This is a genomic window from Yoonia sp. F2084L, assembly GCF_023015625.1.
In the GTDB taxonomy this organism is placed as follows: domain Bacteria; phylum Pseudomonadota; class Alphaproteobacteria; order Rhodobacterales; family Rhodobacteraceae; genus Yoonia.
On the sequence record NZ_JALKAH010000001.1, the window covers coordinates 724,980 to 750,987 of the forward strand.

The 26,008-nt window shown below is 55.8% G+C and carries 23 protein-coding genes; 8 read left to right on the forward strand and 15 right to left on the reverse strand.

The window, feature by feature from the left end; all coding sequences use genetic code 11:
• The first annotated feature begins 255 nt into the window (after window positions 1–255).
• Both MWU60_RS03585 and typA read left to right on the forward strand, forming a co-directional pair.
• Complete coding sequence (locus tag MWU60_RS03585; RefSeq protein ID WP_247225674.1) at window positions 256–1,464, forward strand: NADP-dependent isocitrate dehydrogenase; 1,209 nt, start codon at window positions 256–258, stop codon at window positions 1,462–1,464.
• A gap of 179 nt (window positions 1,465–1,643) precedes the next feature.
• Window positions 1,644–3,461, forward strand: a complete 1,818-nt coding sequence (gene typA / locus MWU60_RS03590) for a translational GTPase TypA (RefSeq protein ID WP_247225675.1) — start codon at window positions 1,644–1,646, stop codon at window positions 3,459–3,461.
• Here typA and MWU60_RS03595 read toward each other — a convergent pair.
• The 4 genes from MWU60_RS03595 to recA all read right to left on the reverse strand — a co-directional run bounded on the left by MWU60_RS03595 (window position 3,458) and on the right by recA (window position 8,170).
• On the reverse strand, window positions 3,458–3,928 hold the full coding sequence (locus MWU60_RS03595; protein WP_247225676.1) for an MOSC domain-containing protein: 471 nt from the start codon (window positions 3,926–3,928) through the stop codon (window positions 3,458–3,460). The two genes, typA and MWU60_RS03595, sit on opposite strands and share 4 nt — an antisense overlap.
• Complete coding sequence (locus MWU60_RS03600; protein WP_247225677.1) at window positions 3,925–4,212, reverse strand: DUF1330 domain-containing protein; 288 nt, start codon at window positions 4,210–4,212, stop codon at window positions 3,925–3,927. The genes MWU60_RS03595 and MWU60_RS03600 overlap by 4 nt, the downstream gene beginning before the upstream one ends.
• On the reverse strand, window positions 4,209–6,866 hold the full coding sequence (alaS, locus tag MWU60_RS03605) for an alanine--tRNA ligase (RefSeq protein ID WP_247225678.1): 2,658 nt from the start codon (window positions 6,864–6,866) through the stop codon (window positions 4,209–4,211). The genes MWU60_RS03600 and alaS overlap by 4 nt, the downstream gene beginning before the upstream one ends.
• 221 nt (window positions 6,867–7,087) lie before the next feature.
• On the reverse strand, window positions 7,088–8,170 hold the full coding sequence (gene recA, locus MWU60_RS03610; protein ID WP_281493184.1) for a recombinase RecA: 1,083 nt from the start codon (window positions 8,168–8,170) through the stop codon (window positions 7,088–7,090).
• A gap of 193 nt (window positions 8,171–8,363) precedes the next feature.
• Here recA and MWU60_RS03615 point away from each other — a divergent pair, with 193 nt between their 5' ends.
• Window positions 8,364–8,966: a gamma-glutamyl kinase gene (locus MWU60_RS03615; RefSeq protein WP_247225679.1), complete on the forward strand. Its 603-nt coding sequence runs from the start codon at window positions 8,364–8,366 to the stop codon at window positions 8,964–8,966.
• Here the strand turns inward: MWU60_RS03615 and glpK are convergent.
• Entirely contained in the window at window positions 8,963–10,453 is a 1,491-nt protein-coding gene (gene glpK / locus MWU60_RS03620; protein ID WP_247225681.1) for a glycerol kinase GlpK, read from the reverse strand. The two genes, MWU60_RS03615 and glpK, sit on opposite strands and share 4 nt — an antisense overlap.
• A 27-nt stretch (window positions 10,454–10,480) precedes the next feature.
• Window positions 10,481–12,034: a glycerol-3-phosphate dehydrogenase gene (gene glpD / locus MWU60_RS03625; RefSeq protein ID WP_247225682.1), complete on the reverse strand. Its 1,554-nt coding sequence runs from the start codon at window positions 12,032–12,034 to the stop codon at window positions 10,481–10,483.
• Between the two features lie 157 nt (window positions 12,035–12,191).
• Between glpD and MWU60_RS03630 the strand changes: the two genes are divergently transcribed.
• Together MWU60_RS03630 and MWU60_RS03635 are read left to right on the forward strand one after the other, a co-directional pair.
• On the forward strand, window positions 12,192–12,950 hold the full coding sequence (locus MWU60_RS03630; RefSeq protein ID WP_247225683.1) for a DeoR/GlpR family DNA-binding transcription regulator: 759 nt from the start codon (window positions 12,192–12,194) through the stop codon (window positions 12,948–12,950).
• A gap of 141 nt (window positions 12,951–13,091) precedes the next feature.
• Window positions 13,092–13,280, forward strand: coding sequence for a hypothetical protein (locus tag MWU60_RS03635; protein WP_247225684.1), 189 nt, complete (start codon window positions 13,092–13,094; stop codon window positions 13,278–13,280).
• 236 nt (window positions 13,281–13,516) lie between these two features.
• Here MWU60_RS03635 and MWU60_RS03640 read toward each other — a convergent pair whose 3' ends face one another.
• The 3 genes from MWU60_RS03640 to MWU60_RS03650 all read right to left on the reverse strand — a co-directional run bounded on the left by MWU60_RS03640 (window position 13,517) and on the right by MWU60_RS03650 (window position 15,939).
• Complete coding sequence (locus MWU60_RS03640) at window positions 13,517–13,786, reverse strand: hypothetical protein (RefSeq protein WP_247225685.1); 270 nt, start codon at window positions 13,784–13,786, stop codon at window positions 13,517–13,519.
• A gap of 308 nt (window positions 13,787–14,094) precedes the next feature.
• On the reverse strand, window positions 14,095–14,811 hold the full coding sequence (locus tag MWU60_RS03645) for an RlmE family RNA methyltransferase (RefSeq protein ID WP_247225686.1): 717 nt from the start codon (window positions 14,809–14,811) through the stop codon (window positions 14,095–14,097).
• A gap of 15 nt (window positions 14,812–14,826) precedes the next feature.
• On the reverse strand, window positions 14,827–15,939 hold the full coding sequence (locus tag MWU60_RS03650) for a Ppx/GppA phosphatase family protein (RefSeq protein ID WP_247225687.1): 1,113 nt from the start codon (window positions 15,937–15,939) through the stop codon (window positions 14,827–14,829).
• Between the two features lie 252 nt (window positions 15,940–16,191).
• Here MWU60_RS03650 and MWU60_RS03655 point away from each other — a divergent pair, with 252 nt between their 5' ends.
• Genes MWU60_RS03655 through MWU60_RS03665 form a run of 3 tightly spaced genes read left to right on the forward strand, consistent with a single transcriptional unit; the run spans window position 16,192 to window position 18,536 of the window.
• The gene (locus MWU60_RS03655) at window positions 16,192–16,488 is read left to right on the forward strand and encodes a virulence factor (RefSeq protein WP_247226167.1); all 297 of its coding nucleotides are present in this window, start codon (window positions 16,192–16,194) and stop codon (window positions 16,486–16,488) included.
• 41 nt (window positions 16,489–16,529) lie between these two features.
• Window positions 16,530–17,459, forward strand: a complete 930-nt coding sequence (locus MWU60_RS03660; protein ID WP_247225689.1) for a methylenetetrahydrofolate reductase — start codon at window positions 16,530–16,532, stop codon at window positions 17,457–17,459.
• Between the two features lie 9 nt (window positions 17,460–17,468).
• A complete protein-coding gene (locus MWU60_RS03665; RefSeq protein WP_247225691.1) occupies window positions 17,469–18,536 on the forward strand; it encodes a methyltetrahydrofolate cobalamin methyltransferase in 1,068 nt (355 codons plus the stop codon).
• Here MWU60_RS03665 and MWU60_RS03670 read toward each other — a convergent pair.
• The 6 genes from MWU60_RS03670 to MWU60_RS03695 all read right to left on the reverse strand — a co-directional run bounded on the left by MWU60_RS03670 (window position 18,533) and on the right by MWU60_RS03695 (window position 25,836).
• Window positions 18,533–19,300 (reverse strand): HpcH/HpaI aldolase/citrate lyase family protein, encoded by a 768-nt coding sequence (locus MWU60_RS03670; protein ID WP_247225692.1) that lies wholly within the window; start codon window positions 19,298–19,300, stop codon window positions 18,533–18,535. The genes MWU60_RS03665 and MWU60_RS03670 overlap by 4 nt on opposite strands.
• Before the next feature lie 83 nt (window positions 19,301–19,383).
• Window positions 19,384–20,475 carry a sn-glycerol-3-phosphate ABC transporter ATP-binding protein UgpC gene (gene ugpC, locus MWU60_RS03675; protein ID WP_247225693.1) on the reverse strand — a complete coding sequence of 364 codons (1,092 nt, stop codon included), beginning with the start codon at window positions 20,473–20,475 and terminating at the stop codon, window positions 19,384–19,386.
• A gap of 19 nt (window positions 20,476–20,494) precedes the next feature.
• On the reverse strand, window positions 20,495–22,111 hold the full coding sequence (locus MWU60_RS03680) for an alpha-glucosidase (protein ID WP_247226168.1): 1,617 nt from the start codon (window positions 22,109–22,111) through the stop codon (window positions 20,495–20,497).
• An 87-nt stretch (window positions 22,112–22,198) separates the two neighbouring features.
• Window positions 22,199–23,356, reverse strand: coding sequence for a carbohydrate ABC transporter permease (locus MWU60_RS03685; protein ID WP_247225694.1), 1,158 nt, complete (start codon window positions 23,354–23,356; stop codon window positions 22,199–22,201).
• The gene (locus tag MWU60_RS03690; protein ID WP_247225695.1) at window positions 23,356–24,363 is read right to left on the reverse strand and encodes a sugar ABC transporter permease; all 1,008 of its coding nucleotides are present in this window, start codon (window positions 24,361–24,363) and stop codon (window positions 23,356–23,358) included. The genes MWU60_RS03685 and MWU60_RS03690 overlap by 1 nt, the downstream gene beginning before the upstream one ends.
• Window positions 24,364–24,477: 114 nt before the next feature.
• A complete protein-coding gene (locus tag MWU60_RS03695; RefSeq protein ID WP_247225696.1) occupies window positions 24,478–25,836 on the reverse strand; it encodes an ABC transporter substrate-binding protein in 1,359 nt (452 codons plus the stop codon).
• Window positions 25,837–26,008 lie beyond the last annotated feature (172 nt).

The window sequence follows — 26,008 nt, forward strand, 5'->3', positions numbered from 1 at the left end:
TCCTCCGAGATTGGTACCTTCTTATGTTCGACAAACGTTGGTCCATTCGCACCCCGGTTCAATGAGACCCCGCAATAAAGCCTAAAGCTGAATTATGTGTTGTCAGAGGTGTCATTGGACCGCGACGCGTGGTTTGGGCGGCAGGCCAATGTCACAGGTCAGTTCCGGTCGTTTTGGTGTACAAATGCATACTGTCTTTTCCAAAGCGATGAGATGCGCTATGGCAAGCCAAACCCACGAAAGCGGAGCAAAAACATGTCAAAAATCAAGGTCGAAAATCCTATTGTCGAACTCGACGGTGATGAAATGACCCGCATCATGTGGGACTTCATCAAGCAAAAGCTGATCCTGCCTTATCTGGACATTGACCTGCTTTACTATGATCTGGCGATGGAGGTACGTGACGAAACCAACGACCAGATTACGATTGATGCCGCCGAAAAGATCAAGGAAATCGGCGTTGGCGTGAAGTGTGCCACGATCACACCGGATGAGGCCCGGGTCGAGGAATTCAACCTCAAAGAGATGTGGCGCTCGCCCAATGGGACGATCCGTAATATCCTTGGCGGGGTTGTGTTCCGTGCACCGATCATCTGCAAGAACGTGCCGCGTCTGGTGCCGGGTTGGACCGACCCGATTGTCATCGGACGCCACGCCTTTGGCGACCAGTACAAGGCGACAGACTTCTTGATGCCTGGACCCGGCAAGCTGACGATGAAATTTGTGGGCGAAGATGGCACGGTGATCGAGAAAGAGGTGTTCGACAGCCCCTCCGCCGGTGTCGCGATGGGCATGTATAACCTGGACGCGTCGATCTTTGATTTCGCGCGCGCGTCATTCAACTATGGTCTGAACCTTGGCTGGCCGGTTTATCTGTCCACCAAGAACACGATCCTCAAGGTCTATGACGGACGATTCAAAGACATCTTTCAAGAGGTCTATGACACGGAATTCAAGGATCAGTTCGAAGAGGCCGGGATCGAATACCAACACCGACTGATTGACGACATGGTTGCATCAGCAATGAAGTGGTCGGGTAAATTCGTCTGGGCCTGCAAAAACTACGATGGCGATGTGCAGTCCGATACGGTTGCGCAGGGGTTCGGCTCGCTCGGCCTGATGACCAGCCAGTTGATGACGCCCGATGGCAAAATTGTTGAGGCCGAGGCCGCGCATGGCACGGTCACCCGTCACTACCGGCAGCACCAAGAAGGGCAAGCAACGTCCACCAACTCTATCGCGTCTATTTTTGCTTGGACGGGCGGATTGAAGCACCGGGCAAAACTGGATGACAACGCGCAACTGATGGCATTCGCGGACACCCTTGAAAAGGTGATCGTCGATACCGTCGAAAGCGGGTTCATGACCAAGGACCTTGCCTTGCTGGTCGGCCCTGATCAAGGTTGGTTGACCACGATTGGGTTCTTGGAAAAGATAGACGAAAATTTGAACGCCGCGATGTAGGCCGCGCGACATAGATCGACAAACATAGGGCAATAATCCCAGTGATCCTTGCTCATCTTAGACAGGAATGCCGCATTCTATGAACACTGCGGCACAACACGCCTGCATGTGACTTTAGGGGCTAGCTTTTGCTGCAATTGCACGGTATCCGCCCGACAACTCCAGACAAAGGCAGACTTATGGATATCCGCAATATCGCGATCATCGCGCACGTTGACCACGGCAAGACGACCCTTGTTGATGAACTCCTCAAGCAATCCGGTATCTACCGGGAAAATGAGGCGACCCAAGAACGCGCGATGGACAGCAACGATATCGAACGCGAGCGCGGGATCACCATTCTTGCGAAATGTACGTCCGTCGAATGGAAAGGTACTCGTATCAACATCGTCGACACCCCCGGCCACGCCGACTTTGGTGGCGAGGTTGAGCGTATCCTGTCGATGGTTGATGGCGTCGTTCTGCTAGTGGACGCCGCCGAAGGGCCGATGCCACAGACGAAATTTGTGACCTCCAAGGCGCTGGCTCTTGGTCTGCGTCCGATCGTTGTGGTCAACAAGGTCGATAAGGCCGACGGCGAACCTGACAGGGCCGTTGACGATTGCTTTGATTTGTTTGCCGCTTTGGAAGCAAACGATGATCAGCTTGATTTCCCAACCATGTTTGCCTCTGGCCGCGCTGGGTGGTGTGATGAGACACTGGACGGGCCGCGCGAGAACCTAGATGCGCTGTTCGACTTGATCGTCAAACACGTCCCCTCGCCTGCACAAATCGCGCACAAAGACGAACCGTTCCGCATGTTGGCGACCACATTGTCCGCTGATCCCTTCATCGGTCGTATCCTGACAGGCCGCGTTGAGTCTGGCACATTGAAAGCCGGTGAAACCGTCAAGGCGCTGTCGCGCGACGGGACCAAGATCGAACAGTTCCGCGTGTCCAAGGTACTCGCCTTCCGTGGCCTGTCCCAAACCGCCATCGACGCGGCTGAGGCAGGCGACATCGTCACCCTTGCCGGTATGACCAAAGCGACCGTGGCTGACACGATCTGCGATCTATCCGTAGATGACGCGATCCCGGCCCAACCGATTGACCCGCCCACCATCACAGTCACTTTCGGCATCAATGACAGCCCATTGGCTGGCAAAGACGGCAAGAAAGTACAATCGCGCGTCATCCGTGACCGTCTGATGAAAGAAGCCGAAGTCAACGTCGCGATCAAAATCGCCGACACACCGGGCGGTGATGCCTTCGAAGTGTCCGGCCGTGGCGAATTGCAAATGGGCGTCTTGATCGAAAACATGCGCCGCGAAGGGTTTGAGCTGTCCATTTCGCGCCCACAGGTGATTTTTACCGAAGTTGACGGCGTCCGCCATGAACCCGTCGAAGAAGTGACCATTGACGTGGATGATGAATACACCGGTTCCGTCGTTGAAAAGCTGACCGGTCCCCGCAAAGGCGAACTGACCGAGATGAAGCCCGCAGGTGCTGGCAAAACACGCATTATCGCCCATGTGCCGTCGCGCGGGTTAATCGGCTATCACGGTGAATTCCTGACCGACACGCGCGGCTCTGGCGTGTTGAACCGCTTGTTCCACGGCACCACACCTTACAAAGGCAAGATCGAAGGCCGTCGTCAGGGGGTTCTGATTTCGATGGAAAACGGCGCGTCCGTGGCCTTTGCCCTGTGGAACCTCGAAGACCGCGGCAAGATGTTTATCGGCGCGCAGGAAGCGATCTACACCGGCATGATCATCGGCGAACACAGCCGTGAGAATGACCTGGAAGTGAACCCGCTGAAAGGCAAAAAGCTGACCAACGTGCGTGCCTCTGGCACCGACGAAGCGGTCCGCCTGACCACACCTGTCATCATGTCGCTGGAGCAGGCGATTGCTTACATCGACGATGATGAACTTGTCGAGGTTACGCCAAACGCGATCCGGCTGCGCAAGCGCTATCTGGACCCACACGAGCGCAAGCGGCAGTCACGTTCAGCCTAAGCTGGTGTGACGACATCACCCACATTGATAACACCGGGCGTGGCGACACTGGCATACCAGCCGCCATGCCCGCGCATCGCGTTATAGCCGCCCGGCCCCAGTTCGTTTTCCATACGACTGCACGGCGGGCATGGGCCGTGGATTTCGAGCACGGCATCGCCGATGCGCAGAAATCCCTTTCGCAAGGCGAGCAGGTTTAGCCCCGATACAACAAGGTTGCGGCGCAAAACTTCTGGCATGATCTTTTCATTGTCTGAGAACGCCGCAATAACCGGCAAATGCTCGGCTTGGATCAGCGTCACCGCGCGCTGGCCCGCACGACCGTGATCACCAACCAGTCCGGTCTCGGTCACGTTAGCGGTTTCAACAATATCCAAGGGCGCGTAGCGTTCAGCGCGCAGCCCGACCCAATCCAGTCGCCCCGCTTTCGCATGGCGGGCCATCATCTCACCAAGCTGGCCTTTCAAGCGATCTCTTCGACGATGCTCAATTCGCGCTGGCTGGCCCCTTTGGCAAAGCTGAGTGCCTCTTGATAAGCATCTGAATAATAGCAATCATGGGCCGCCTGCAGGCTGGGAAACCGCGCCACGACATTGCGGGGGCGATCAGGCCCTTCTAGCTGCTCATAAGCGCCACCGCGCGCCAGAAAGACACCGCCATGATCAGCGATCGCACCCGTCGCACGCTTGGCGTATTCGCCATAAGCCACCTCGTCCGTCACGGTTACGTGGGCAATCCAAAGTGCGCTCATTTCAATCCCTCCAAAATAGCTTTTGCCGCTGCAATCGCCGCATCGGCATTCTCAACCGACGCACCACCGCCCTGTGCCATGTCGGGGCGACCACCGCCGCCTTTACCGCCCAATTTCGGTGTGACAGCACGCAGAATATCCACGGCAGAGACACGATCAGTCAGGTCCTTTGTAACCCCTGCTGCCACGGCAGCTTTGCCACCGGTATCGGCGATCAGAACCACGACGCCGGTACCGATCCTGTCCTTGAACTGATCGACCAAAGACGGCAGGTCCTTGCCTGAAACGCCAGATAGCACCTGACCCATAAAGCAGATGCCATTGACGTCGACCTGATCTGGGCTGGCGTCAGAACTGCCTCCCATCGCAAGTTCGCGGCGCAATTGCGCCACCTCATTGGCCAGCGCTTTGCGTTCCTCAAGCAAGGCCTTGACCCGGTCCGCGACTTCGCTTGGCGGAGCCTTAAGCGCAGCGGCAGCCAGACCCAAACGCGCATCCTGACCGCGCAAATAGTCCAAGGCGGCCTGCCCGGTTAACGCCTCGATCCGACGCACGCCTGCGCTTGATGCGCTGTCACCCAATGTGACAAAAGCACCGATTTCGCCTAACTGCTTGACGTGCGTGCCGCCACACAGCTCCAAAGAATAGGTATCGCCGCCAGAGCCCTTGCCAGAGCCCACTTTGCGGCCCATCGACACGACGCGCACCTCATCACCGTATTTTTCACCAAAAAGCGCCTGCGCACCCATCGCGCGGGCGTCATCGGGGGTCATGATCCGGGTCTCAACCGCGGTATTTTGGCGAATTATGGCGTTCACATCCCGTTCGACCTGCGCCAATTCATCGTCAGACAAAGCCTTGGTATGGCTAAAGTCAAAGCGTAAACGATCCGGCGCGTTCAGCGAACCGCGCTGTGCAATATGATCACCCAGCACCTCGCGCAGTGCCTCGTTCAGCAGGTGCGTGGCAGAGTGATTGGCCTGAATGGCTCCGCGCCGGGCGGCGTCCACCACAAGTTCCGCACCTTGCCCTTTGGAAAGGCTGCCTTCGACCACTTTGGCAAAATGCACATAAAGCCCGGTCACTTTCTTGGTGTCCGTGATCTCTGCCTTGCCGGTCTCAGTCACCAGCAGACCAGCGTCACCAACCTGACCGCCCGCTTCGGCATAAAACGGGGTTTGATTCAGCACGATCTGTACCGTTCCATCCGCCTGATCTGCGGTTGCACCATCAACGACCAAAGCCGCGATCTGGCCTTCTGCGGTTAGCGTATCGTAACCCAGAAAATCCGTTGTGCCGCTTTCATCCGCGATATCAAACCAAATGGCACTATCGGCTGCTTCGCCCGTCCCCGACCAAGCCGCGCGCGCTTTGGCCTTTTGCGCGGCCATTGCCGCATCAAACCCGGCGGTATCGACCTCGCGGCCTTTTTCGCGCAGCGCATCCTGCGTTAGATCAAGTGGAAAACCGTATGTATCATAAAGCTTGAACGCCGCCTCGCCCGGCAATGCGGCATCTTCGGCCAAACCGCTCAACGCGTCATCCAGCAGCTTGAGGCCGCGATCCAGCGTCTGCTTAAACCGCACTTCTTCGTTCAAAAGCGTCTCTTCGATCAACCGCTGACCTTGGCCCAGTTCCGGATAAGCCGCACCCATCTGCTGCACCAAAGCAGGCACCAATCGGTGCATCACCGGATCCTTGCCACCCAGCTGATGCGCGTGCCGCATGGCGCGCCGCATGATGCGGCGCAGCACATACCCACGCCCTTCGTTCGACGGCAGCACGCCCTCCGCAATCAAAAATGAGGTCGAACGCAAATGGTCGGCAATCACCCGGTGATGTGTATTGCCAGGACCATCAGGATCAGTCGATGTCGCATCCGCAGACGCTTCGATCAACGCGCGCATCAGGTCAGTGTCATAGTTGTCGTGTTTGCCTTGCAGCAGGGCGCCAATCCGCTCCAACCCCATGCCGGTGTCGATCGACTGCATTTGCAGCGGCTTCATCGTGCCATCTTCGAACTGTTCGTTCTGCATGAACACGATGTTCCAGATCTCGATAAAGCGATCGCCATCCTCGTCCGGTGATCCCGGAGGGCCACCCCAAATGTGGTCGCCATGATCATAGAAAATCTCGGTGCAGGGGCCGCAAGGGCCCGTGGGCCCCATCCGCCAGAAATTGTCGTCAGTCGGGATACGGATGATCCGGTCGTCAGGCAGGCCCGCGACCTTCTTCCAAATCTCCGCGGCCTCATCATCGGTATGATAGACCGTGACCAGCAAACGGTTCTTGTCGATGCCAAAGTCCTTGGTCAGCAATTCCCAAGCAAAGGCAATCGCTTCGGCCTTGAAATAATCGCCAAAACTGAAATTCCCCAGCATCTCAAAGAACGTATGATGGCGCGCCGTATAGCCCACATTATCGAGGTCATTGTGCTTGCCGCCCGCACGCACACATTTCTGGCTGGTGGTTGCGCGGGTGTAGTCGCGCGTCTCTACACCAGTAAAAAGGTTCTTGAACTGCACCATGCCTGAATTCGCAAACATCAGCGTTGGGTCATTGCGTGGGACAAGCGGGCTGGACGCCACGATCTCGTGCCCTTGTTTGCCAAAGTAGTTCAGGAAGGTCGAACGAATGTCAGCAAGACTTGTCATGGTGCGCTTTCGGGCAATGAATACTGTTGAAACGCAGAAATAGCCCCGCACCTGCACGCTGTCCACCGACAATGATCTAATGACTTTCTTCGTCCAATCAGACTTCCCCCGAAAGCATCGAGAAAATGAAAAAGGGCGCCGCATTCTACGGCACCCTTTCCCAGAGTATTCTCCACCATCATTTCATGGTGTGGGCGTTTGGGCAGTCGCCGTCTGCAACCTTAGACTTCGACTAAATCGTCGTCACCCGCATCAGAACTGCCCTCTGGTAGATCAAAATCCAACCCATGTGCCGCACGAATCTTGTCTTCGATTTCTAACGCAATGCTTGTATTTTCCTTCAGGAATATCTTGGAGTTTTCGCGCCCCTGGCCAATCCGCTCATCACCATAGCTGAACCATGCGCCCGATTTCTCAACGATGCCGGCCTTTACGCCCAGATCAAGCAATTCGCCAGTCTTGGAAATGCCTTCGCCATACATGATGTCGAATTCCACCTGCTTGAAAGGCGGGGCCACCTTGTTCTTGACCACCTTCACGCGAGTTGCGTTGCCAACAACCTCATCACGGTCCTTGATTGCACCAATGCGGCGGATATCCAGGCGGACAGAGGCATAGAACTTCAACGCATTCCCACCGGTTGTCGTTTCAGGTGAGCCGAACATTACACCAATCTTCATCCGGATCTGGTTGATGAAAATCACCATACAGCCAGAACGATTGATGGAACCTGTCAACTTACGCATCGCCTGAGACATCAAACGCGCATGCACACCAACAGAGCTGTCGCCCATGTCGCCTTCCAACTCGGATTTCGGCGTCAATGCGGCAACCGAGTCGACAATCACCATGCTCACCGCACCGGAACGCACCAGCGTATCGACGATCTCCAGGGCTTGTTCACCCGTATCAGGTTGCGAGATCAGCAACTCATCCAGGTTCACGCCCAATTTCTTGGCATATTGCGGATCAAGCGCATGTTCCGCATCGACAAAGGCGCAAACCCCGCCTTTTTTCTGCTCTTCCGCAATCGCGTGCAGGGTCAGCGTCGTCTTACCCGACGATTCAGGGCCATAAATTTCGATCACGCGGCCCTTGGGCAGGCCGCCAATGCCAAGTGCTATATCCAAACCCAGCGAACCGGTCGATGTCGCCTCGATATCGGCCATCTGATTCTGGCCGCCAAGCTTCATGATCGAGCCCTTGCCGAACTGCCGTTCGATCTGTGCCAGCGCGCTTTCCAGCGCCTTTTCCTTATCCGCGGTCTTCTTATCTGTCATTTTGAGGAGTTCTGCCGTTGCCATGTGTCCTGTCCTTATTTCACGCCACCCTTGGGGCAGCAATCACTGCTTTTGTTCTCTTTGTGTTCTCATTATTAATGAGATCAAAAGCAGAACATTGCAACATAAATTTTCACCACTCACCCTCATCGAAAGGTGGTTAAGGAATAGTTTATGGCCTAGCATTGGTCAGGAAATGGACGAAAGACAGCGATAAATGCTTGTTTTCTGGAAAGAAAATCTGGTGCTGATGGCGGTGCCCAAGACGGGATCGACCGCGTTAGAGGGGGCATTGGCCCCGCGCGCATCACTGGTGTTGCGCGATCCGCCTGAACTGAAACATGCGCCCTGCTATCGCTATAAACGATTCCTTAAGCCGCTGTTCAAACAGGTTGGCGGGCAAAACCCTGAACTGATGGCCATCGTGCGCAACCCGATCGACTGGCTGGGCAGTTGGTATCGCTATCGCACCCGCGAAGACCTGATCGGCCATGAGAACAGCACGCGGGATATCAGTTTTGATGACTTTGTGCTGGAGTATTGCAAGGGGTCGCCTGCCTCTTTTGCCAACGTGGGCTCCCAAAACAAGTTTTTGCGGATCAACGATGGTGAGCTGGGCGCACAGCATCTGTTTCAATACGAGCAATGGGATAAGGTGATTGACTATCTGGAAGAACGGCTGGATGTGACGATTACGCTGAAGCAGAAGAATGTCTCGCCCAAGATGGAGTTGCATCTGTCTGCTGAGGTGGAAGCAAAACTACGCGAGAAACGCGTGGCGGAGTTTGAGGTTTGGGAAATAAGTCACCGCGCCCCTTAATCCGCACTCAAAGTCCTTCGCACCGCATCCTGCCAACCAGCATAGCGTCGCTCCCGTGTCGCATCATCCATATGCGGCTCAAATCGCTGATCCAGCGCCCAATTGGCGGCAAACCCGTCCTGATCGGGATAGACCCCGGCGCGCATCCCCGCCAGCCATGCCACGCCCAAGGCCGTCGTTTCCAACACCGTCGGCCGATCCACCGGCGCGCCGATAATGTCGGACAGGAATTGCATCGACCAATCGGAGGCGCTCATGCCGCCATCAACCCGTAAGACGCCATCTGTATCAGAGGCCTGCCAGTCGCTTTTCATCGCCTCCAACAGATCACGCGTCTGGAAACCTACGCTTTCCAGCGCCGCGCGCGCGAACTCTGCCGGGCCGGAATTTCGGGTCAGGCCATAGATCGCACCGCGTGCGTCTGCGTCCCAATATGGCGCCCCAAGGCCGGTGAAAGCGGGCACCATGTATAGTTCTTGCCCCGCATCCGCCGTTTCGGCCAGTGGCTGCGTTTCTTTCGCGTCTCGAATGATCTTCAAGCCATCGCGCAACCATTGCACCACGGCGCCTGCAATAAAGATCGACCCTTCCAGCGCATAGGTCGGTTTACCATCAAACTGATACGCAATCGTGCCCAACAACCGCTTCTTGCTTTCCACAAGCGTGTCGCCCGTGTTCAGCAGCGCAAAACACCCTGTGCCATAGGTCGATTTCAGCATCCCCGGCGCAAAACACGCCTGCCCGATGGTCGCGGCCTGCTGATCACCAGCGACACCAAGGATCGGTAGCTCTTTGCCAAAGAGATCAGCGCGCGTCATGCCAAAGTCAGCGGCACAGTCCAACACCTCGGGCAGCATCTGCATCGGGATACCAAAACGATCACAGATCGTGGTGCTCCAACGTCCCTTGCGGATATCATAAAGCATTGTTCTGGCTGCATTTGTCGCATCCGTCACATGCCGCTTGCCGCCTGTCAGCTTCCAGATCAGATAGCAATCGACGGTGCCAAACAGCAACTCACCTGCCTCGGCCCGCGCACGTGATCCTTCAACCTTATCAAGGATATAGTTAACCTTTGTGCCCGAAAAATACGGATCTGCGAGCAGGCCGGTCTTCTGCGTGATTGTCGGCTCAAAGCCCTCTTTGCGCAATTCTTCGCAGAACGGTGCTGTCCGCCGGTCCTGCCAGACGATCGCATTGTGGATCGGCTCGCCTGTGGTCTTGTCCCAGATCAGCGTCGTCTCACGTTGGTTCGTGATCCCGATAGCCGCGACGTCGGCAGCCGTGATCCCGGCCTTCTCAATTGCACCCCGGCAAGTTGAGGCAACCGAAGACCAGATATCAGACGGGTCATGTTCCACCCAACCGGATTGCGGGAAATGTTGTGTGAACTCTTCCTGTGCGGTCGCTTTGATCCGCATCTCAGCGTCAAAGATGATCGCGCGGCTGGATGTCGTGCCTTGGTCGATGGCCAGAATATAGCTCATGGTGTCCCCCCTTTTTGTCTTTTTGTTTCAAGCCGCCATGAAAGCGTCAAGGGCCGCGATCTGATGCTGTGTCAGGCGCAATCCCAACTTGGAGCGCCGCCAGACAACATCCTCGGCTGTGCGCGCGTATTCGCGTGACATCAGCCATTTGACCTCAGCACCCGTCAGTGTCGCGCCAAAATCTTGCCCCAAGTCCTTGATTGTCTTGGCATCCCCCAGAATAACGCGTGCTTCGGTCCCGTAGCCCTTAATCAGACGCAGCGCCCATTTTTGATCAAGGAAAGGATAATCTGCCCGTAGATCAGCAACCAGTTGATCGCGATCCTTCACCTGAAAGTCCCCCCCCGGCAATGCCGCGTCATGGGTCCAAGGGTGCGTGCCACCCAAAAGCGGGGTCAGTTTTTTCAACGCATTTTCTGCCAGCTTGCGATAGGTTGTGATCTTGCCGCCAAAGATGTTCAGCAACGGCGCGCCGTTTTCATCGAGCGACAGCACATAATCGCGCGTCGCGGCGGTAGCCGACTTTGCGCCATCATCATAAAGCGGCCGCACACCGGAATAGGTCCAGACCACATCATCGCGCGTGACCGGCTTTTCAAAGTATTGGGACGCAAAGGCGCAAAGATAATCCTGCTCTTCGTCCGTCGCATAAGGCTTTTCTGACAGGTTCTCATGCTCGGCATCCGTCGTGCCAATCAGCGTGAAATCGGTCTCATAGGGAATGGCAAAGATGATCCGACCATCTTCGCCTTGAAAGAAATAGCTTTTGTCATGATCAAACAGCTTTTTGGTCACGATGTGGCTGCCACGCACCAGCCGCACGCCTTCAGACGTGTTCAACCGTGCCACATCACGCACGATGTTTTCGACCCACGGACCACCAGCGTTGACCAGCGCACGCGCCGTGTAGGTTTGCTGCACACCATCATGTTCCGTCACAATCTCCCAAACCCCATCAACGCGGGCCGCACTGATCACCTTGGTGCGCGTCATGATCTTCGCACCGCGTTCTTCGGCATCGCGGGCGTTCAGCACCACAAGGCGCGAATCTTCAACCCAGCAATCAGAGTATTCATAGGCGGTCTTGAACTTATCCTTCAGCGGCGTGCCGGTTTCACGTTTGGTCAGATCAACCACATGGGTTCCCGGCAGAATTTTACGCCCGCCCAGATTATCATACATGAACAGGCCCAACCGGATCAGCCACGCGGGCCGCCTGCCCTTCATCCAAGGCATTACGGTTGAGAGAAGCTTGGAAGTTGGTGTGTCATTCTCAAACCGCATATCGGCGTGGTATGGCAGGACAAAACGCATCGGCCAGCTGATGTGCGGCATGTTTTTCAGCAGAACTTCCCGTTCAACCAACGCCTTTTTGACCAAACCAAACTCAAAGAATTCCAGATAACGCAGACCGCCATGGAACAGTTTGGTGGACGCCGATGAGGTCGCAGACCCCAGGTCATTCATCTCGGCCAAGCCAACCTTCAATCCACGCCCCGCCGCATCGCGCGCGATGCCACAGCCGTTGATGCCACCGCCAATGATAAAGACGTCAAAATCCGCGTTCATGTCATGCCTCATGTGTTTGCACGCGGTTTAAGCTGTTGGCGCAAGGGCGCAAGTCACATTGGTCTGATTGTTCGGGCCGACTTAAGCGAATAGGATACGAATGCCATATTTATTATATTTTGATCAGATTTGCTCTTATTCAGGTTCGCTTTTTATCATAAACGAACATATGGATACCCAAACACGCCACGCGCTGATCAGAAGTAAAGCGCAAACAGATGGTAAAGTCATGGCAACCGATCTGGCCGCTGGTCTTGGCGTTGCAGTGCAGACAGTCCGCCGCGACCTGCGCCAGCTGTGCGCGGCGGGGCTGCTAGAGCGTGTGCATGGTGGTGCTGTCTTGCCCTCTGGCGTCAGCAATATCGGCTATGGCGACAGGCGCGCGCTGAACCGCGATATCAAGATCAGGATCGCGCGGCGCGCGGCGCAACTGATACCCGACAATGCGTCGCTTTTCCTCAACATCGGCACCACCACCGAGGCCGTGGCCCACGCCTTGCACGCCCACCGCAACCTGATGGTTGTGACCAATAACCTGAACGTCGCCAACATTCTGGCGCAAAACCCCAGTTGCGATGTGGTGGTGGCAGGCGGCAGCCTGCGGCGGTCAGACGGCGGGCTGGTGGGCGACCTGGCAGCGCTGGCCATCGACCGGTTCAAGGTAGATTTCGCCGTGATCGGTGCTTCGGCCATCGACATCAGCGGCGACCTGCTGGATTTCGACCCAGAGGAAGTGCGCGTTAGTCAACAGGTCATCAAAGCCGCCCGTGCGACGATCCTAGTCGCCGACAGCACGAAGTTTACGCGCAAAGCCCCAGTCAAGATCGCGTCACTGGCGCAGGTAGATCACTTTGTAACGGACCGGGTCTCGTCAGAGGCATTGGTGAACAAATGTGCGGACTGGAACACGCAAATTACCTGGGTTTGATTGCAGACAAAACCGGCAACATAAACCTGCACAATCTGCGAAGTGACGTTACGACCGGGGAACACCCGGACTTTATTCCCATGGATCGCATGTGTGGCTGCGGGTTAGTTATTTGACAGACGTACAATCAGGATAACCGTTATGAATAGTGACGCCCCTCTTATCGCAAGCCTTGGAAGCTCTCTTATCGGCGCATCGGCGATGGCATTGGTTACACTCACTCTTGGGTTTGGCCCTTTGATCTGCGCAGTCGCCTACAGTCTTGGCGGATCAGCGATACTGATCTTGTCCGCCACATCCATGGCGTTGCGTGCGGAGCAAAAGGGATGAGCAAAGACAAGATCACCTTGGGATTACCTGATCAAACGCGTTGCGAGACCCTTTTGCCTATAGATTTCGACTTGATTGACCGGCTGGCTCAGAAGGCGGGAGTCTGTGGCGACGATCGGGCCACGTCAGCGCCCGGTCAAACCAAAGGCTGCAGACTCTCAGCCAACTGAGTTGGGTAGGCGAAGCGGCAGGTCTCGCTGCCGGTCATCACGATTGTCCAAACAAACCAATTCAGACTAAAACCCACCGAAACTCCCATGAAGAATGGCAGCAAGCCCTGCGACGATTCCAAGTTTCTTTTCCGCCTCCAAGACGAGACATTGGTCATCTAACACTATGTCAGTAGTAGATAAGTCAGTCGTACAACCCATCGGCCAAGCACTAGCTGCAATGTCATCAAGCTGAGCGGCCAATCGACGTTCCTCCGAGAAGCCAATGCTACGTATCTGCCGAACACTATCACTTGAAGGTAAAAGCTCAGCTATTCCGTCAGAAAGCCCGTTCATTGTCTCAACGCGCAGGGTTTCGCAAGGACCCTCTGTTCTTTGCCAAATTATGGTGCTTTCAATCCTTTGCGGGCGACATGATGGGACGTTTTGCGCAACGCAGTCTCTTGCAAGAAGACGGCCGACCCACCGAAGGCAGTTTATATCTCCCGACGTACAATGAGAATAGTGTTCATCGTTTCGTAGCCGATCAATCAACTCATTCGCAGAACAAGAAGTAGCATGACCTTGCGAAAAGACGAGCGCCGGGACGGAAATCGTCAATAAAGTACAGCACGCAACAAAAGCAAACTTTGTCGACCTCATAGTCAACTCCCTTTAAACCCCGTCGCTACCACAAATTTCTCGGAACTATCAGACCGCGACGCGGGCGGCTTCACATTCGCCACCTTCGTGAACCGCGCCTTCAGCAGTTTCTGCAGATCACCTTCTGCCCCGCCAGCCAGCACCTTGGCAACAAATGTGCCGCCCTCTTCCAGTACATCAAAGGCAAAATAGGCCGCCGCTTCGCAGAGCGCGATGATCCGCAAATGATCGGTCTGTTTGTGGCCAGAGGCGGAGGCCGCCATATCCGACATCACCACATCAGCCTTGCCGCCCAGCCAGTCCTTTACCTTGAGATCGGCATCATCTTCCATGAAATCCAACTGATGGATTTCAGCCCCTGCAACAGGCTCGACTTCTTGCAGGTCAACGCCCAGCACGTAGCCTTGCGCTTTGCTTGTCCGCTCGCCCAGCGTGTTGGCGCGTTTCACCGCCACTTGCAGCCATCCACCGGGCGCGCAGCCCAGATCGACGATCCGCGCACCGGGCACAAGAAAGCGGTATTTGTCGTCCAGTTCCAATATCTTATAGGCCGCCCTGCCCCGATAACCATCAGCCTGCGCACGTTTGACGTAAGGATCGTTCAACTGCCGCTGCAACCAATTGGTCGAGCTGATCTTGCGCCCTTTCGCGGTTTTCACTTTGACCGTCAGGTCACGATACCCGCGCCCAGAGGAATTCTTTGTTGGTTTTTTAGCCATGACAGCGCTCTACCCCTAAAACGGCGTATCTTCCAAGACCCCATGTGCGGACATCTGCGCATAAAGCAGTCCTTCTCGCAGGCCACGGTCGGCCACAGACAGACGATCGGTCGGCCAAAGCCGCATCAAGGCCTGCAAAATAGCCGATCCCGACATGATCAACGCCTGCCGGTCCTTGCCGATACGTGGGTCAGCACGGCGACCGGCAGGCCCGAGTGACAGGTAATCACGGATAACGGTATCAATCTGATCGGTGCTCATCCGTAACCCGTCCACCTTGGTACGATCATAGCGCTTCAGGCCCAAATGGCTGGCGGCCACAGTCGTCACAGTGCCGCTGGTCCCGATAATCTGAAACCCTTCGCGGGCTTGGGCGGCGGCATAGGGCGAAAACTCTTCAAGGTTTTCCTCAAAGAACCAAGACATCAACGCAAAGCGGGCCGCGTCATCTTCGACGTCGGAGAATTGATCGCGCAACGTCGCCACGCCCAGTGGTACCGAAATCCAATCCACAACCTTGGCCGCCGCAAATGGGCCCGGATCAGACTTGAACCCTGCATGCAGCCGCATAATCGCACGCGGACGCTCACGTTTTGGCACATGGGTCAGGTCGATCCAAACAAGTTCGGTCGAACCACCTCCGATATCGACAACCAACAACTGTTCCGTATTCACACTGACCAACGGCGCACAGGAAATCACGGCAAGGCGGGCCTCTTCCTCGGGCTTGATAATCTCAAGGTTCAACCCGGTTTCGCGACGGACCTGCGACACGAAGTTGTCACCGTTCAGCGCACGCCGACAGGCCTCGGTCGCGACAAGACGCATATTCTCGACCCCGTGGCGTGTGAGTTTTTCACGACAAATGCGCATAGCTGAAATTGTGCGGTTCATCGACGCGCGCGATAACCGACCTGTGCTTTCAAGACCCGCGCCCAATTGCACAGATTTTGAAAAACTATCCACCACATGAAATTGACTGCCCTTGGGTTGGGCAATCAACATCCGGCAACTGTTTGTGCCCAAATCCAATGCGGCATAAAGCTCCGCCGGATCAGGCGATTTTGGCGCGGGGGTATCAACCGCTTTGGGGAACGCGCCCGCACCTTTGGGACGCTTGGGCGCCATAACTTACGCCCTCCATTTTCGAGTTGTCCTCAAGCTAGGCGCGGAAACGGCTTTGCACAAGCCTTGTGATGCATCTCAATGTCGGCACTCATAACCTTCATGCAGAATATGACAGCACCTGCGGCTGGTTGTACGCCAGAACAATGGTTAGCTTTCGCGCAGTCGCTGGCTGCATCCGTGATGTCGAAAACCGACATTGAGCGCGGCACGGCAGTGATAAAACGAAAGCAAGAGGAACAAGGGGAATCACTCATGGCCGACGTCACAATCGTCTATTGGCGCGATATGCCAGCCCAGGTCATCGTGGGCCGTGGCCGCCGTGGCGTGAAACTGCCCCTGCCTGAACGGTTTGAGCAGGCCATTGACCGCGCCGCCATGAAATCGGGCGCCGCCGAGTCAGACGAGTATATGGCAGGCTTTCGCAAAGCCGACCCGATCCCCGTTGATGGCGACGACAGAGAGGCCGCCGAAGCCACCGTCGCCAAGATCGACACGGACTACGATCTCGAACGTATCAAAACGCTCATCGCCAATGATGGTTGGGCTTGAAGACCCCGCCCCCTACTCCACGCAGCCTTGGGAGGTCACTTATGGCCCTGCTTTCATTCCGCAAAAACAAAGACGTCACTGAGACCACCGTGAACCCTCAGCTAGAGGCTTTCCTGCAGGATTACTCGATCGAGGTGATGCCACGCACCGCCGAAAAGGTCGAAGACTTCCGCGAATTGCTGCCCGCAGGGACCCGCGTCTACATCGCCCATATCGAAGGTACGCCAATCGAGGACATGGTTTCGACCGCCAAACGCCTTACGGCTGATGGCTACAAGGCGATGCCGCATTTCCCGGCGCGGATCATCAAAGATGAGGCCATGCTGGCCGACTGGATCGCCCGGTACCAAGGCGAAGCAGGCGTTGATCAGGCGCTGCTGCTGGCGGGTGGTGTGACTGAGCCACATGGGGACTACCACTCTTCCATGCAGCTTTTGGAAAGCGGGCAGTTCGACAAGGCGGGTTTCAAACGCCTGCACGTCGCAGGTCACCCCGAGGGCAACCGCGACATTGACAAAGACGGGTCTGACACGCTGGTGATGGAGGCGTTGCGCTGGAAACAGCGCTTCAACGACACCACAGATGCAGAGATGGCGATGGCCACCCAATTCGCCTTTGAAGCCAAGCCGATCATCGCATGGGCTGACGCCATCAAGGACGCGGAGATCACGCTGCCCATCCACATTGGCATTGCAGGCCCGGCCAAGCTGCAAACCATGATCAAATTCGCTATCGCCTGCGGCGTCGGCCCGTCGCTGAAAGTGCTACAAAAACGTGCCAAGGATGTCACCAAGCTGTTGCTACCGTTTGAGCCAACGGACGTGCTGACCGAACTAGCCGCACACAAGGCTGCACACCCTGATTTCAATATCACGAACGTTCATTTCTTCCCACTTGGCGGCATCAAGACCAACGCCAACTGGGCCATCGCAAATGGCGGCACCTCTGCCGTCCCTGCTTCTCAATCTTAAGGACCACTCATGACACGCACGATTGTCGAATCCAAAACCAAGACGGCCATCATCGGGTTCGACCAGCCCTTTTGCGTGATCGGAGAACGGATCAACCCCACAGGTCGCAAGATACTGGCCGAAGAGCTGGAGCGCGGCGATTTTTCCCGCGTCGAAGCTGACGCGATTGCGCAGGTGGCTGCGGGGGCGAATATCCTCGATATCAACTCTGGCGCTGTTTTCTCCAACAAAATGGCAGAAGACCCGCGCTATGCCGACAACAACTTTGTTGAGCCGCCATTGATGAAGGAAATGGTCGAACGTGTGCAGGCCATCGTCGACGTGCCTTTGTGCATCGACAGTTCTGTTCCGGGCGCGCTGGAAAACGGCCTGGCTGCTGCTGAGGGTCGCCCGCTATTGAACTCTGTGACCGGCGAAGAAGAGCGTCTGGAACTGGTTCTACCGCTGGTCAAGAAATACAACGTACCAGTCGTGGCAATTTCCAACGATGACACGGGGATCAGCGAAGACCCTGACGTGCGCTTCGCCGTCGCCAAGAAGATCGTCGAACGCGCGGCAGATTTCGGCATCCCAGCCCATGATATCGTGGTTGACCCGCTCGTTATGCCCATCGGCGCAATGGGCACGGCTGGCTTGCAGGTCTTTACCCTTGTGCGCCGTCTGCGCGAAGAACTGGGCGTCAACACCACCTGTGGCGCATCCAACATCAGCTTTGGCCTGCCCAATCGTCACGGCATCAACAATGCGTTCCTGCCGATGGCGATGACGGCTGGTATGACGTCCGCGATCATGAACCCGGTGGCGTTGCCAGTTGGCCCCAAGAAAATCGCAGAAAAGATGGCTGAAATCGAAGCCGCTGGAATCATTCTGCCTGCAGGCATGGACGATGAGACTTTCGTGACGCTGTTTGGCATGGGGTCCACCAAGCCGCGCGCAGGCAAGGAAATGGAAGCAATCCGTGCAGCAAACTTTCTAACCGATAATGATGCGTCAGGCAGCGAGTGGATCAAGTTTAACCGCGTGGCCCCCAAAGAGGGCGAAGGCCGCGCACGCACGGGCCGCCGCCGTCGCGGTTAAGCCTTGGCGCGCTTTGCCAATCCGCGCAAAGCACCGTTCAGCACAGCCATATCACCACCCACGCCGAGGAAGGTCACGCCTTTCTCGGCGTATTCTTTGAAACGGCTCTCATCAAAGGTAATGATGCCCGCGATCTTACCCGCAGCAACCGTGCGCGCGATCAGGTGATCAATGGCTTTTTCCACCTCAGGATGATCCGGCTGGCCGGGATAGCCCATGTCGGCAGACAAATCCGCTGGGCCCACAAAGACGCCATCTACGCCATCTGTGGCCGCAATTGCATCAATGTTCTCAACCGCTTGCGCACTTTCAGCCTGTACCAACAGACACACCTGATCGTTTGCAGTGTGCGGATAGTCTGAGACCGATCCCCAACCGGTTGCCCGCGCCAACACAGCGCCCATCCCGCGATTGCCATCAGGTGGATAGCGCATCGCACGCGCCATCGCATTAGCCGTCGCAGCATCATCTACCATCGGCACCAGCACCGTCTGACAACCCAAATCAAGCGCTTGTTTGACCATCCAGGCTTCGGCATTGGCGATCCTGATCACTGGCTGCGTGCGACTGATCGCCAGCGCTTGCAACTGCGGCAGCATTTCAGACACCGTGTTTGGCCCATGTTCGCCATCAATCAAACACCAGTCAAAGCCTGCTTTGCCTGCAAGCTCCGCCAGAACACCCGTACCAGAGGTCAGCCAAATGCCATGCTGCACCAGCCCTGCTTGCAGTGCCTTTTTCAGTGTGTTTTCCGGCGTTTGCATCTTGGCCCCCTGACAAAAGAAATCGCGCCGATGCGAACACATCGGCGCGATACAAGCAACTCGTTAAGCTCGGGAGGAACCCCTTAACGGTAATAAAGCGATTGGCCGTTGTGGAAAATCTGGACCTTCTCTGGTGCCGCTGCCATGCGAACGGATTTTCCACGCAGATCAGCATGAATGCCCGGCAGCTTGCCAATGATGGCGTCATTGTCGCCGACTTTGTCGAAATAGAGCAGTGTCACTTCACCAAGTGCCTCGGTGATGTTGACCTTGCCTTCAAACGCATAATCATCACCGCTGGTCTCGATCATGTCCTCTGGACGGATACCGATGTTCACCTTCAGACCCATATCGGACGCTTCCGTTGGCACAGCAGACTTTGCCAAACCACCTGCTGTCAGCTTGACGGTTGTCTGCGCACCAGTCTCAACAATCTCACCCGACAACAGGTTCATCGCAGGCGAGCCAATAAACTGTGCAACGAATTCATTCTCTGGACGCTCATAAAGCTGCAACGGCGATCCAACCTGTGCGATTCCTTTGTTGGCCAAAACCACAATACGAGTGGCAAGCGTCATCGCCTCAACCTGGTCGTGGGTCACATAAATCATCGTGCTTTCAGGCATCGATTCCTTAAGTTGCGAAATCTCGATCCGGGTCGCAACACGCAAGGCCGCATCAAGGTTGGAAAGTGGCTCATCAAAAAGGTAGACTTTAGGGTCCCGCACAATCGAACGGCCGATTGCCACGCGCTGACGCTGGCCACCGGACAAAGCCTTTGGCAGACGATCAAGATATTCATCCAGTTGCAAAATCTTGGCGGCACGGTTCACGGCTTCGTCAATTTCAGCAGGTGTTTTCTTGGCGATTTTCAATGCGAAAGACATGTTATCGCGGACTGTCATATGTGGATAAAGCGCGTAAGACTGGAACACCATCGCAATGCCGCGTTGCGCGGGTGGCACATCATTCACGACCTGCCCGTCGATCTGCAACTCGCCGCCGGTGATTTTTTCCAAACCCGCAATCATCCGCAGCAAGGTTGATTTACCGCAGCCCGATGGGCCCACAAACACGATGAGCTCGCCCTGTTTGATATCGAGGTTGATGTTCTTGAGTACATCAACAGTGCCGCCGTAGGTTTTGGCAACGTCCGTTAGTTTCAGATCAGCCATGTCTCACTCCCCTTAGAATTCAAGTCTTAAGCGCAAGGCAAACCTGCCACGGCCCAAGGTGCAGTCTCCCGTCTGCGGATGTATGTGCGCTGCCCAACTCGGCACCGATTGGTGTCCAGCTCCCCTCGGGCAGATCGAAATCAGATGGTGTTTCGCTCACGTTGAAGGCACAGAAGATCGTCTGTGCGCCGTGCGTTCGGGTGAAATGAACGACATCGCCTGTGGCCCTTACCTTATCATGCGACCCGACGGTGAGCGCAGCATGGGTGCGGCGAAACGCGATAGCCTTACGGTAGTGATGCAAAAGCGCGCCGGGCTCGTCCTCTTGGGCTGCGGCAGACATATGCAAATGCTCTGTCGCGACAGGCAACCACGGCTTATTCGTGGTGAAACCGCCGTTCTGATTGCTCTGCTCCCAGACCATCGGGGTGCGACAGCCATCACGGCCTTTGAATTCCGGCCAAAACTCGATGCCATAAGGGTCTTGCAGGTCCTCAAAAGCGACATCGGCCTCTGGCAGACCCAGCTCTTCGCCTTGGTACAGGCAGACCGAGCCGCGCAAGCACATGATCAGCGTCGCAAACATACGCTGGGCAGCTGGCGGTAAATCCCAGCGCGTCGCATGCCGCATCACGTCATGATTGGAAAACGCCCAACAGGCCCAACCGTCAGCGGCCACTTCATCCACCTTATCCATCACCTCAACAATGCGGGTGGCGGTCGGTTGATTGGCGGCCAGAAATTCAAACGCGTAGCACATCTGCATCAGATCATCGCCAGCGGTGTACTGACCCATAATCTCTAGACCCAGTTGGGCATCGCCCACCTCGCCTACTGCGGCAGCACCAAAAGGTTCCATGACGGCACGCAGCTTGCGCAGGAATTCCAGGTTCTCTGGCTGGTTCTTGTCGTAAAGATGCTCTTGGTAATTATAGGGGTTCACCGACGGGGCAATCGTGGCGTTCCGCTGCTCGGGCTTCAGCGGTGGATTGTCCCGTAGCTGCGCATCATGGGTGTAGAAATTGATCGTATCCAGACGAAAGCCATCGCACCCCCGGTTCAGCCAGAAACGGGCCACATCCAGCAAAGCGTCTTGCACGGCAGGTTCGTGGAAATTCAGATCAGGCTGCGACACAAGGAAGTTATGCAAATAATACTGCTCGCGCCGCGCATCCCATTGCCAGCCAGAGCCACCAAAGATCGACAGCCAGTTGTTGGGTGGGTTGCCATCGGGCTTGGGGTCGGCCCAGACATACCAGTTGGCTTTATCATTGTCGCGGCTGGCCCGGCTTTCACCAAACCATGCATGCTGGTCGCTGGTGTGGCTCAGCACCAGATCAATCATCACACGAATGCCAAAGCGGTGTGCGGTTTCTACCACCGCATCAAAATCAGCCAGTGAGCCGAACATCGGATCAACGTCGCAATAGTCGCTGACATCATAGCCGAAATCCTTCATCGGCGACATGAAGAACGGCGAAATCCAGATCGCATCAACACCAAGCGACGCGATATAAGGCAAGCGCTGCACGATCCCCAATAGGTCGCCAATGCCATCACCATTGCTATCCTGAAAGCTGCGCGGATAGATCTGATAGATCACCGCACCACGCCACCAATCCTTATCAATGGCCATATCAGGTTTTGTGGCAAGCGCCGTTGTCATAGTCGTTAATCCTAAGCTGATTGCAGCCCCAAGGTCGCGCCTTGGAGCTGTGATTGTCTATTTTACAGAACCGGCCAACAAGCCGCGCACCAGATACTTTTGCATGGCAAAGAACACTGCCAGCGGGACGGCGATCGACACAAAGGCCGAGGTGGCAAGGATTTCCCAGTCACCGCCGCGCGTTCCCAGCAATTCCACGATCTGCTTGGTCATCACGGTGGTCTGCCCGGACGCATCAATCAGGAACACCAACGCCACCAGCAGATCATTCCACGTCCAAAGGAACTGGAAGATCGCAAAGGACGCGAGTGCGGGGAAGCTGAGCGGCAGAATGATCTTGGTAAAGATCTGGAAATCTGTCGCGCCATCGACCTTGGCGTTTTCGATAATGTCACGCGGCAAGCCCACCATGTAGTTGCGTAACAGATAAATCGCGAGCGGTAGGCCAAAGCCGGTATGGGCAAGCCAAACCCCCAGATAGCCCTTTCCGATCCCGATCGCATTGTGCAGCGACAACAACGGGATGAGAGCCAATTGCAGCGGAACCACCAGCAAGCCAACGATCACAGCGATCAAAATCGCCCGACCGGGAAAGTCCATCCATGCCAGCGCATAGGCCGCAAAAGCAGCGATAAGGATTGGAATGATCGTCGCCGGGATCACAACGGTCAGCGTATTAAAGAACGCCTTCGCCATACCTTCAGAGTTGTTTTCATCAAAAAGCACGAAACTGTAGTTCTCAAGCGTGAAGTCGGGTGGCGTGACAACATCAAGGAACACACGCTGCGCGCGGCCACTGATCTGATCGTCATCCCCTTCCCAAACGTAAGAGCCATCTGCCTCCACCGTCAGGGTCTCTCCATCGCCCAAATCAGCGGTTACCCCGGTTTCGAACTCTCCCAGCCTGCGGCTGGAGGTGCCCCAGGCATTCAATTCGCCTTCGAAATCCGCACCTTCAAAGATATTGCCTTCAACCATGAACCGGCCATTGCCCAGATCAACCCGGTTGTCATCGGGGTCCGCCACACGAATTTGCATCGTCTGCTCAGCAGGGAACAGTGATGACCACCAACCCGACGCGGTGATCTGATCACCCGTTCGGAAGGACGAGATCAGCAAACCAAGTGTCGGGAACAGCCAGAGGGCCACCAACAGAACCACGGAAATGTTCAGTGCCCAAACGACTGCGGGCTTTCTTCCTGCCATCGCATCCATCACTGCATCTCCTTACGGGCGTTGTAGACGTTCCACACCAGGATCGGCGTCACCATCAGCATGATGATCATGGCCGAGGCTGACCCCATGCCCCAGTCGTTCGCACGGAACAGTTTGTCGTACATATAGTTGGCCAAGACCTGCGTTTCCCACTGGCCGTTGGTCATCGCGAACACGATGTCAAAGACCTTAAGGGTCGCAATCGTGATCGTTGTCCAAACCACCACGATCGTGGACATGATCTGCGGGATTTTGATCTTGAAGAAAATCTGGAACGGATTGGCGCCATCAATGATGGCCGCTTCAACCGTTTCTTCGGGGATACCGCGCAAGGCGGCAGAAAGGATCACCATCGCGAAACCGGTCTGAATCCAGATCAACACCGCCATCAGGAAGAAACTATTCCAAAACGGGATTTGTAGCCATTGCTGCGGCTCAGCACCGCCAAAGGTCAGGTAAAGGTGGTTGAGGATGCCAATCTGAGCCACGTCTTCGGGGCGGGCTTCATAGATCAGCTTAAAGATCACAGCTGCACCAACGAAGGAAATCGCCATTGGCATAAAGATAATCGACTTGGCGATATTGCCCCACCTAAGGCGGTCGGTCAGTTGGGCAGCCAGCAAACCAAATCCGGTCGCGGCAGCAGGCACGATGACCAGCCAAAGGACATTGTTGCGCAGAGCTTCCATGAACTTGGGCTCTGCAAACATCTGGGTGTAGTTGTCGAAACCGACGAAGGCGTATTGATTGCCAGGAAGCCGCTCAAGAAAGCTCAGTCGCAGTGTCGCAAAGACGGGATAGGCCAGATAAATACCCAGCGCCAAGAGGGCTGGCATCAGGAACAACCACGGCCTTATCTGGTTGGCACGGTTAATGTTGCGCCCTGCATTCGGCCCTTCGGCCCTGAACAACACTTTATCGAGAAACAGGTTCGCTCCGTAAAAGTAGCCGACGCAGCCACCTACCCCGATAATAATTGTAATCAATCCTTGAAGTGCCGGATTCATAGCGCCCTCCCTTCGCGATGCATCTCTTGCGGCTGCGTGTTGCGCCGCATGCTGGTTCGGACGATACCCCGTCCGAACCGTTTTTATATGAGACTAAGCTCTTATAGCCGCAGCTTACTTCAGCGCGTCCCAGCTGTTCTGGATCTGACCGGTGACATCTTCAGCGGATGCACCGCCAACGTAGTCCACCATACCTGTCCAGAACGTACCGGCACCAACCGCACCCGGCATCAGGTCAGATGCGTCAAAGCGGAAGGTTGTGGCGTTCAGCAGGATTTCACCCTGACCACGCAGGATCTCATCACCATAAGCTTCGAGGTTCACACCGGAATGTGGTGTCAGGAAGCCGGTTTGCGCCATCATCACTTCGTGTGCGATTGGCTGCTGCAGGAACTCCATAAAGGCCATTGTGGCATCAGACGCTTCGGTCACGGCCATCAAAGTACCACCGCCCAGAACCGGATTGCCGAGGTCTTTTTCAGCAAAGGATGGGAAGTAGAAGAAGTCCGCATCTTCACCCGGCACAACATCATCCGGGAAGAATGCTGTCGCAAAGGACGCCTGACGGTGCATGTAGCACTGTGGTGGCGAAGAGAAGAGACCGGTCGGGCTGTCGCGGAAATCGGTAGAGCCGACAGCAGCGGACCCACCAGCAACCATATCGTCATTCTTAGCAAACATGCCGAATGTCTCAACGGCTTCAATCACGCGCGGGTCGTTGAACGGGATGTCGTTGGTCACCCAGCCGTCATAGACCTCAGGCGCTTGTGTGCGCAGCATGATGTCTTCAACCCAGTCTGTCGCAGGCCAACCTGTCGCCGCACCAGACCCCAGACCAATGCACCAAGGTGTTTCACCGTCTTCGATAATCTGCTCGGACAAAGCGATCAGATCTTCCATGGTTTCCGGCACCTCGTAGCCAGCATCTTCGAAGTTCTCAGGTGAATACCACACCAGCGACTTAACGTTCACGTTATAGAAGAAGCCATAGAACTGGTCGTCGCCGCTTGCGTCTGCATAGGTGCCCAGATCAACCCAGGACTGGCCCGCTGCATAGTTGTCAGCAACCCACGAACCCATGTCGTCACCAAGTGGCGTCAAAAGACCCTGTGCCGCCATTGTTGAGGCCAGACCAGGTTGCGGGAACACGGCGATGTTTGGCGCAGAACCGGCCTCAGCGTCGATCACGATTTGCTGCTCAAAACCATCAGAACCGGTATATGTGACGTTCGCGCCGGTGGCTTCGGTGAAATAGGCAATCATGGAACGGAAGATGTCATCTTCTGGGGCCAGCCACGGGCCAAAGATGGTGACGTCCTGACCGGACAGATCCGGCGCGCTTTCAGCCCATGCGTTGTATTCATCCCAGCTAAAGTCACCCTCGCCCGGCGTGAACGGAAGATGGCCGCCTGCATTCACCGCACCTGCAGTCAACGCAACCGCTGCCACACTGGCATACAGTTTCATTTTCATTGATTTTCCTCCCAATCGCACCGCAACGGCGCGTGTCTTAATCTGCACCTGGGTGCTTTATTCCCTCCGACGCGAAGGAATCATCTTCCCAAAGCGCTTTGGATTTCACTACAGTCAGCCAAGTTAACCTCTCTGTCAACACAACAGTGCACGGTGGAAAAAACACTTGGAA

Bases quoted from the DNA above. Each gene is read 5' to 3' on its own strand.
- glpK (WP_247225681.1), bottom strand. From the start codon at position 10,453: ATGAGCTATATTCTGGCCATCGACCAAGGCACGACATCCAGCCGCGCG.
- alaS (WP_247225678.1), bottom strand. From the start codon at position 6,866: ATGACAAGTCTTGCTGACATTCGTTCGACCTTCCTGAACTACTTTGGC.
- MWU60_RS03685 (WP_247225694.1), bottom strand. From the start codon at position 23,356: ATGGATGCGATGGCAGGAAGAAAGCCCGCAGTCGTTTGGGCACTGAAC.
- MWU60_RS03655 (WP_247226167.1), top strand. From the start codon at position 16,192: ATGGCCGACGTCACAATCGTCTATTGGCGCGATATGCCAGCCCAGGTC.
- MWU60_RS03645 (WP_247225686.1), bottom strand. From the start codon at position 14,811: ATGGCTAAAAAACCAACAAAGAATTCCTCTGGGCGCGGGTATCGTGAC.
- MWU60_RS03695 (WP_247225696.1), bottom strand. From the start codon at position 25,836: ATGAAAATGAAACTGTATGCCAGTGTGGCAGCGGTTGCGTTGACTGCA.
- recA (WP_281493184.1), bottom strand. From the start codon at position 8,170: ATGGCAACGGCAGAACTCCTCAAAATGACAGATAAGAAGACCGCGGAT.
- glpD (WP_247225682.1), bottom strand. From the start codon at position 12,034: ATGAGGCATGACATGAACGCGGATTTTGACGTCTTTATCATTGGCGGT.
- MWU60_RS03665 (WP_247225691.1), top strand. From the start codon at position 17,469: ATGACACGCACGATTGTCGAATCCAAAACCAAGACGGCCATCATCGGG.
- MWU60_RS03660 (WP_247225689.1), top strand. From the start codon at position 16,530: ATGGCCCTGCTTTCATTCCGCAAAAACAAAGACGTCACTGAGACCACC.
- MWU60_RS03670 (WP_247225692.1), bottom strand. From the start codon at position 19,300: ATGCAAACGCCGGAAAACACACTGAAAAAGGCACTGCAAGCAGGGCTG.
- MWU60_RS03680 (WP_247226168.1), bottom strand. From the start codon at position 22,111: ATGGCCATTGATAAGGATTGGTGGCGTGGTGCGGTGATCTATCAGATC.
- typA (WP_247225675.1), top strand. From the start codon at position 1,644: ATGGATATCCGCAATATCGCGATCATCGCGCACGTTGACCACGGCAAG.
- MWU60_RS03600 (WP_247225677.1), bottom strand. From the start codon at position 4,212: ATGAGCGCACTTTGGATTGCCCACGTAACCGTGACGGACGAGGTGGCT.
- MWU60_RS03650 (WP_247225687.1), bottom strand. From the start codon at position 15,939: ATGGCGCCCAAGCGTCCCAAAGGTGCGGGCGCGTTCCCCAAAGCGGTT.
- MWU60_RS03585 (WP_247225674.1), top strand. From the start codon at position 256: ATGTCAAAAATCAAGGTCGAAAATCCTATTGTCGAACTCGACGGTGAT.
- MWU60_RS03615 (WP_247225679.1), top strand. From the start codon at position 8,364: ATGCTTGTTTTCTGGAAAGAAAATCTGGTGCTGATGGCGGTGCCCAAG.
- MWU60_RS03635 (WP_247225684.1), top strand. From the start codon at position 13,092: ATGAATAGTGACGCCCCTCTTATCGCAAGCCTTGGAAGCTCTCTTATC.
- ugpC (WP_247225693.1), bottom strand. From the start codon at position 20,475: ATGGCTGATCTGAAACTAACGGACGTTGCCAAAACCTACGGCGGCACT.
- MWU60_RS03630 (WP_247225683.1), top strand. From the start codon at position 12,192: ATGGATACCCAAACACGCCACGCGCTGATCAGAAGTAAAGCGCAAACA.
- MWU60_RS03690 (WP_247225695.1), bottom strand. From the start codon at position 24,363: ATGAATCCGGCACTTCAAGGATTGATTACAATTATTATCGGGGTAGGT.
- MWU60_RS03640 (WP_247225685.1), bottom strand. From the start codon at position 13,786: ATGAACGGGCTTTCTGACGGAATAGCTGAGCTTTTACCTTCAAGTGAT.